The organism is Aurantimicrobium sp., assembly GCF_036667855.1.
GTDB lineage: Bacteria > Actinomycetota > Actinomycetes > Actinomycetales > Microbacteriaceae > Aurantimicrobium.
In genome coordinates, this window is record NZ_JAVWTF010000057.1 from 1 (window position 1) to 8,086 (window position 8,086).

At 46.1% G+C, this 8,086-nt stretch carries 7 protein-coding genes; 5 read left to right on the forward strand and 2 right to left on the reverse strand.

From position 1 onward, the window contains the following. A partial coding sequence (locus RR877_RS09105) for an O-antigen ligase family protein (RefSeq protein ID WP_332627981.1) occupies positions 1-1,157 on the reverse strand: 1,157 nt, incomplete at its 3' end. Between the two features lie 131 nt (positions 1,158-1,288). On the opposite strand from RR877_RS09105, the gene RR877_RS09110 reads away from it, so the two are divergent. From RR877_RS09110 to RR877_RS09130, 5 genes are all read left to right on the forward strand, one after another. Beyond that, entirely contained in the window at positions 1,289-2,578 is a 1,290-nt protein-coding gene (locus tag RR877_RS09110; protein WP_332550576.1) for a hypothetical protein, read from the forward strand. A 66-nt stretch (positions 2,579-2,644) separates the two neighbouring features. Continuing rightward, the gene (locus RR877_RS09115; protein WP_332550577.1) at positions 2,645-4,033 is read left to right on the forward strand and encodes a sugar transferase; all 1,389 of its coding nucleotides are present in this window, start codon (positions 2,645-2,647) and stop codon (positions 4,031-4,033) included. Next, positions 4,030-5,037: a glycosyltransferase family 1 protein gene (locus tag RR877_RS09120; protein ID WP_332550578.1), complete on the forward strand. Its 1,008-nt coding sequence runs from the start codon at positions 4,030-4,032 to the stop codon at positions 5,035-5,037. The genes RR877_RS09115 and RR877_RS09120 overlap by 4 nt, the downstream gene beginning before the upstream one ends. Next, entirely contained in the window at positions 5,034-6,134 is a 1,101-nt protein-coding gene (locus RR877_RS09125; protein ID WP_332550579.1) for a glycosyltransferase, read from the forward strand. Before RR877_RS09120 ends, RR877_RS09125 begins: the two co-directional genes overlap by 4 nt. After that, complete coding sequence (locus tag RR877_RS09130; RefSeq protein ID WP_332550580.1) at positions 6,131-7,279, forward strand: glycosyltransferase family 4 protein; 1,149 nt, start codon at positions 6,131-6,133, stop codon at positions 7,277-7,279. The genes RR877_RS09125 and RR877_RS09130 overlap by 4 nt, the downstream gene beginning before the upstream one ends. Before the next feature lie 2 nt (positions 7,280-7,281). Here RR877_RS09130 and RR877_RS09135 read toward each other — a convergent pair. Next, the coding region (locus RR877_RS09135; protein ID WP_332627983.1) for a glycosyltransferase family 2 protein at positions 7,282-8,086 on the reverse strand (805 nt) is incomplete at its 5' end.

Sequence of the window (8,086 nt, forward strand, 5' to 3'; positions counted from 1 at the left end):
CATCCACTCATCAGTATCCAAGCCACTGAGTGACTTCTATGCATGTAGAAAGCAATCGCAGTGATCACAAAAGCCAACTCAGCGAGGAAAAGTATCACACCTCCGTCAAGGAGCGCCTGAAAAAACGAGTTGTTCGCGATGACAGAGTTGGGAGAGGCTGTAGGCGAAACTTGGAACCCGTAACTATAAAGAAAATCTCGCAAGCTACTCGGGCCAATACCCCACAATGGATTATCTGAAAATATTTGCCAACTCGAATTCAAAACTGCCAATCTGGGCGCGTTTGAAGAAGCTTCATTCGGGTCAAACAAGGAAAAGAATCTCACAGCAACTGCCTGCATGACATCAGGCTTCATCGCAATTACGACTACAAGACCAATCGCACCTAGGGTTGCAAGCCAGCCAAAACGGGGGCGTGGGATTCTACGAGGCCAAAAGAAAATAAAAATGCCAAGCAAAATTGGAATAGTGACAAATGCGGCACGGGAGTTGGCGAGTACCAGAGTGAGGGCAAAGAGACCCAACAACCATTGATTTGTTGGAGTTTTGGTGAGCACAGAGCGTGCGAGTACTGCCACCATGGCCAGTACCAAGAAGTACCCAAAATATCCAGATTCGTATGAAAACGAACTAATGCGACCGTAACCATTAACATCTGTAGCTCGATAAGACACAATCTGGGGAAGCCCAGAATAGAAAGCTGCAAGTTGGTAGAGGCCAAAAATCGAAGCAAAGATTGCACCGTATATAAATGCGTTTAATAATTGTGAAAAATTTCCGTAAAGTTTCACGTTTATTAGAACGGCGAGAAATGGAATGAGCGCGCCAGTTATAACTGCAACTGTTTGCGCTTGGGCTGCCACCTGGCTGGTTGAAATTAATCCAATTAACGCATACAAAAGCACCAGTGCAAGAGCAAAAATGATGGGAAAAGGTGGCCTGAGAGGGATGTTTCTCCGCCAGGAGTCAATCCAGCTGAAGAGAAGTGAAAAAGCGAAAAGAATAACGCTGAGTTTGAGGTTGTAGCCAGCTATTCCAACATTTCCGAACTTTTCCCACGAAACAGTAAAGATGCCAAGCGCTGTGAAAATTGAACTGAGATTTGACCCGTAAAGCCTCGCTCCGAGGCTCCTAACACTTGCAATTTTTTCCATCATCCCCACCAATGTTTCATCCTAGCGAGTGCCTTTGATTATTTTCGAAGAAGATTTTTTCTATCTGAACTTAAAACATGGCAAGCTGTTAGAACTAGGGGGTTAGTTTTTACCTATATGCACAAGGGGGAAGCATGAGCTTGAAAGATTACTTACTTCGCATGAGGAGACAATGGGTACTTATTGTGTCCATGACTGTTGTGTTCTTTTTCGGGGGAGTGTTTTTTGCGCTACAGCCCCAAGAGATACCATCACAGGTTTACACCGCAAATTCACAATTATTGTTCATTGCCCCGCTTCAAGAATCAACCAACGGTGAAACTAACAAACTTCCCGCAATCACTGCGTCGGATCTCCTGGCTACAGAACATATCCATGAACTCATTGCGAAAGAGATGGGAATAACAGCGAGTTCCCTTGATGAGAACATTACCTTTTCAAGCGGTTCAAATGCTGGCTCTGACGTGTTTACCATCATCGCAACGAGCCTAGACTCCGAGCTACCAACTGAAGCGGTAAACGTCGCGGCCTCAGTGATGAACGCGTCTTCGCCTGAATTATTGAATGTTCAGTCAAAAATAGTTGAGGTTGCAGTAGAAAGCATTCCCACAATTGATGTCACCCGTAACTCACCGGCGTCAAAAATACTCATCCCAACTGTTCTGGGGTTGTTATTAGGCTTATTTGTCGCTTTCGTAAGAGCGTGGTTGAACAACACACTCCTCGGTTCTCGTGAACTTTCTGAAATATCAGGTAGGAAAGTTCTCGAAATTCAAGCACACAGCAACAAGGGCGGCGACGACTTCACCTGGAATAACGAGGATCTGTACAAAACCCGCTCCTCTCTTTTAGCACGTAACGTAAAAGACACGGCTAATTTCTTGGTAGTGAGGGAAGCTTCTCGAGCTTGTTTCTACAGCTTTATCACCGTATTAACTGAGTCCTTACAAGCAACCGGAAATAAGACATTAGTTATTGACTGTGACTTGAGCAATAAGACAGATATCGGATTTTTGGGCCTCTCCTCTACTCCTCAGGGAATTTCCGCTCAGGTATCCAAGTCTTCAGAATTGAATAAGCTCATTGTTTCTGTTTCTTCCCATGTGGATGCCATTTTTTCTTCAGGAAATGTGATCAATTCTGAAGATTTACTCGCGTCAAAGGATTTCAAGAAATTCGTGGGTGATATCCGCAATAACTACGACGTAGTTCTTCTTCTAAGCCCTTCTTATGAGCACAAGCCAACTTCAACGACACTTTTGCCACTTGTGACTGAGGCTGTACTAGTTGCCGAGATTGGCTTTTCAAAATTGTCGACTTTGATGGAGTCTGCGCGTGTTTTGGAAGAAAGTGATTCTCAGTCACCTTCGGTAGTGGTTTTGAACCCTAGAGTAGAAGTAAAGAAGTCTGACGTTAGGTCATAAGCAGGGGGATTTATGCCGCAATATTCTCATATTCCCTGGGAAAAAATTTATTCGAGAAATATCTCGATGACTGATGTTCTCAGTCTGGTTCTCGGTGTTTTTATCAGTCAGATAATTTTCATACCATCTGGAGTTCAACTAGAGCTGTTTGAAATTCAGCCTGGATTGACGATTTCCTACACGTTTTTGTCCGTATCACTGGTCATCGTTTGGCTAATTTTCCTGAGGTTATTTGCAACGAAAAATGTTCGAATATTGGGTGTAGGAAATGCTGAGTACACCAGAATTTTTCAAAGTTCTCTCACGTTATTCTCCGTACTGGCCATCACGGGTTATCTGACCAAAACGGAAATTTCGCGATCTTACGTAGTGTCGCTTTTCATAAGTGGGCTCGTGTTACTGGTAGTGAGCCGGTGGTTATGGAGAAAATGGCTGACGTCTCAGAGGAAAAAAGACAAACTCACTGATAGAGCATTCTTAGTTGGGTCACCGAGTTCAATTCGTGAAATTAATTCAGCTTTCCGAGCACATCCAGAATCTGGATTAGCGGTTGCTGGAACAATGCAACTTGAAGAGGGCGGAAATTCAAGCGCTAATCAAGAATCTATCCAAAGTCGCGTGGGCTCCGTCATAGCTGCACTTGAAGCATCTGAAGCAACCCACTTGGTTATCTGCAGCTCCGACTCGCTCAGCCCAATTGTTGTGCAGGAACTCAGTTGGCAGTTAGACCCCGTCAAGCACCAACTCATTGTTGCTCCCAGCATTATTGGAGTTGGGGGTCCGCGAATTCACTCACGACCTGTAGCTGGGTTGCCTTTGTTGCATATCGAGACTCCAGATTTTGACGGTGACGGGCCTGCCTCAAAGCGCGTTTTAGACATCATCATTGCGGGAATGCTCTTACTTGTGTTGTCCCCGATATTTTTAGTAATTGCATTGTCAGTAAAACTGACCAGTACAGGACCGGTGTTTTATAAACAAGAACGCGTGGGCCTTGACGGTAATACTTTCAACATGCTCAAATTCAGATCAATGAAGGTAAATGCAGATGCAGAGTTGGCTGAGCTCCTGAAAAAGGAAGGAAAGGGAAACACGCCATTCTTCAAAGTGGATAATGATCCTAGAATTACGCCAATTGGTGGTTTCTTGAGAAAATATTCCCTCGATGAATTTCCCCAATTACTCAACGTGTTATTCGGCTCCATGAGCTTGGTCGGGCCAAGACCACAACGTCCAGCAGAGGTGGAGCTCTACGACCATGTTGCTGCACGCAGATTGCTTGTCAAGCCTGGTATGACAGGGCTCTGGCAGGTGAGTGGACGCTCCTCTCTCACTTGGGAAGAATCCATCAGGTTAGATCTCTACTACGTAGAGAATTGGAGCCTCAGCGCTGATTTCTTGATTCTTGCCAGAACAGCCAAGGCCGTTCTAAAACCCGGAGACACCGCAATATGACGGAAAAGGGTCTGCCCACTTTGGTTGTGGACCAAAGATGGAAAGGTCAACACGGTATAGCTCGATACAGCGCGGAAGTGCTCAAGCGTTTGGATCAGGATTACGTTGGTTTGCGTTCACAGATATCTCCGACCAATCCAATGGACGCTTTTTCTCCCTCAAGACGGGGGTGGCCGAAAGGGAGTGTCATTTACACACCTGGCTTTAACTCTGGCTTTACTTCGACAACACAAATAATCACAGTCCACGACTTGATTCACCTAGAGAACCAAGCCGAGCAATCTCCGCTTAAGAAGCTGTACTACGACCTCATAGTTAAGCCCGCAATTGTAAAAGCAGGCACTGTTTTTACAGTGTCTGAAACCTCTGCAGCACAGATTCGTAAGTGGGTATCAAACGATTCAGTGAAGGCTGTTGTCACTGGTTGTGGCGTGAGCCCCGAATTTCGGTTAGAGGGTAAAAGCGATAATAGGGGGAAAGGCAGATTTCTCTACGTCGGGAGTATCAAACCTCATAAAAATGTCAGTTTGCTTCTCCAAGCAATATCTCACAACAAAGACCATGAATTGATCATTGTCACAAGTGATGTTGCTCAAGCAACTTCGCTGGTTTCTGATGTTGGCGTCTCGCAACAAGTCACGATTTTGAGCGGCCTTACTGACGCTGAGTTGTCCGCACTCTATAGATCAACTCAGGCACTCGTGATGCCCTCAACCCTTGAAGGATTTGGGCTGCCGGCCGCAGAAGCAATAGCCTGTGGTGCCACGGTGCTCTATTGGTCTGGGTGTGAAAGCGTTCACGAAATAGTTGGCACGTATGGCACGGCTCTGACGAGTTCGACAGATTCAACAGAATGGTCGGATACAATGGGGAATATTTCAGGTAGCCCCCGAGTGAAAAACACTCCTGATGCTTTGTGGCAAGCTACCTATTCTTGGGATTCTGTAGGGGACATTGTCAATACGCAACTGCGTGAAACCCTCAGACAAGGGCCACGTTCATGACAGGTGTCATCGTCCACGAGTGGATTGAAGAAATTGGCGGATCTGAAAACGTCCTCGATGAAATCGCCCTTGTTTTTCCGGATGCCCCTATATATTGCTTATGGAATGACGCTCCTGAACGATTTGCCCCAGGTAGAGTCCGCGAATCATGGCTTGCGAAAACTCCTTTACGCAAGGTGAAGCCTCTTGCGTTGCTTTTTATGCCATTTGTTTGGCGTCGATTGAAAATAGACTTCCAGCCAGACTGGATACTTGCGAGCACTCATTTATTCGCCCACCATGCCAAATTTGTTGGAATTAAACCAGTTAACAAATTTGCTTACGTGCACAGCCCTGCTCGCTATATTTGGAGTCCTGAATTGGACTCCAGAGGAAAATCAATTTTTGTCAGGCTGGTTGCGCCAGTGTTGAAGGCAATAGACACCAAAAGAGCGAAAGAACTCAGTTCCATTGCAGCGAACAGCTCGACCGTTCAATCCAGGATTCAGAAATATTGGAACAGGGATTCACGAGTTATCTACCCACCCGTCGATGTTGATTTCTTCAAGGAGGGAAACACACAACTCTCGTCAGATGAGAAGTTAGTTCTTGAATCACTTCCAGAAACATTTGTTTTGGGAGCATCTCGCTTTGTTCCCTACAAGCGACTGGATCTCGCCCTAAAATACGGAAAAGTAACACAATTGCCGGTTGTACTTGCAGGGAATGGTCCGGATTACGCGGACCTGGTTACCTTGAGTGAGATGAGCCCAGGGGACCACATCCAAATCATTCAAAGCCCTAGTAGCCAGCTGTTGAAAGCACTTTTTACCAAGGCCAAAGTGTTAGTTTTCGGAGCGGTTGAAGATTTTGGCATCATGCCAGTTGAAGCAATGGCAGCAGGGACACCAGTGATTGGTCCCACAGTCGGCGGAGTCAGTGAAACTGTCCTAGACGGAAAAACGGGCATTCTTCTTGCTGAATTCTCTGAAAAAGAAATAATCGCGGCCGATGCTTCCCTCGGAGCTATCTCAGAGAAAGCTTGTGTGCACAGAGCAGATGAATTTTCTTCTGAGCAATTCAGGCAACAGCTCAGGGAATGGGTTACGCCAGCATGAGCGCACCAAAGAATAACTCTCAACAGTCGTGGGTTATCTACTCTCATTCATCTGATCTGGGAGGTGCGGAATTATCTCTATTAGAGGTCGTGAAACCAGCGTTTGAGAGGGGGATCTCCCTCACCCTCATATTGCCTAGAGAAGGCCCTCTCCAGGCAGAATTAGAAGCAATAGGTGTCACTGAGATTGTGTTTCTACCAACCCATACGTGGATGACAGGCAAATTCCCTAGGCTCCTAGGTATTCCTCGCTTGATACTCATCGGTCGAGAGTCTTCAAGATTTTCTCGTTTCCTCAGAGAAATAGCCCCTGATCTGTTAATCGTCAACACTTCTACAATCCCTGGCCCAGTTCGTGCCGGATATCAGCAGCACATTCCCACAGCCGTGTTCGTGCACGAGGGAATTCGTTCCAACAGAGTATTGACTTCGCTCCTACCTAAGCCCTGGATTATTGGGCTGTTGAATAAATGGGCTGATTTGTTTATTGTGCCCTCTGAATATGTCGGGCAGGAACTCGGTAGCGAATACCTTGTATCTGCCCCGGCAATTTCAAAACCTAAAAAGAACATCAAAGCATTGATTGAGCTGCATCAACAGGGGCCGCACAACCCACTTCGTGCTGTCATGCTGGGACGTATTTCTCGAGAAAAAGGTCACCTTGATGCAATTGCTGCCGTCAAGCTGGCCAGGCAGCAAGGTATCAATGTGCAGCTTTCGATGTATGGCGATGTTGATTCAACCATTTCTCGTGAACTCAGCAACATGATTAACAGCGAGGGCATGCGAGGAGTCGTATTTGTGCATCCGCCACAGAAAGACATTGACTCCATATTTGCAAACGCAGACCTCACCTTAGTTCTCTCGAAATATGAGACCTATGGACGCGTAGCAGCAGAATCACTCACTCAGGCAGTACCCGTCATCGGTTTAGATATTCCGACAACCCGGGAAATGCTGGCAGAGGGTGGGGGAGTACTTGTCTCTGATCCAATTCAGGGAACTGCAGAGCTATTCCAACGTTTCACTGAAGATCACAGTGGGTACAGAAATGCAGTTTCGAGTATTGGCTCGGTCACTGACAAAAAGAGCTCGGCCAAAACCCAAACTGAACTTTTCCAGAGACTTATTGCGCTGACTCACTAGGCCTAAAGCGGCCAGTTCTCTTTAGTTACCTTGAGATAACTTGGACGATCAAGCTTCTGGCCATCTTTGAAAGCTCGCCAGAGTTTGTAGGCGAAACAGAACTGCAACAGGGCAATTCGTTTGAGCACTCTCAGAGTGATCCGGAAGTAACTTCCAAACTTGTATTGCGGATGCTTGATTCCGAAAGCACCTAGGCCAAAAGCTGAATACAAGTCAACGCGGGAACCTGCAATTTTCCTCGAAGAAGAGACAGCATGTATTGCAGTTGCTTCAGGTACTACAACTAGCTCAAGACCAGCAGCTTTGACACGCAATCCAAAGTCAACGTCTTCCCAATACATAAAGAAGGCTTCATCGAGAAGGCCTATTTCTTCAAAGGTCGAGGACTTGATCAAAACGCATGCAAAAGTTAGGAAATCAAAGTTTTGTATTGACTGCTCATTAACGGAGAGGCTATTACTTTTTACAGAAGCACCAGAAGCCTGAAGTGTTTCATCTGGATTAAGGATGATTGGGGCAACCATCCCAACATTAGGAAAATTGAGCTCTGAGAGAAGTTTTTCCAGTGCATTTTCTCCCAGCACCGCGTCGTTATTGATGAGCAGTACTGCATCGCAGTTTGTAAGCAAGGCATGCCGAATTCCTGTATTGATTCCTGCTGAAAATCCTCGATTTTCGGGGATAAACAGTTCTAAAACAGGTGTTAGCATCGACGAGAAGGTTCCCTGAGGAAACGGCGAGTGGTGGCGCTCGTTGTGAACAATAACGATCTGATTAAGTTGGGCTAATTCCCCAAGGCTTCCGACA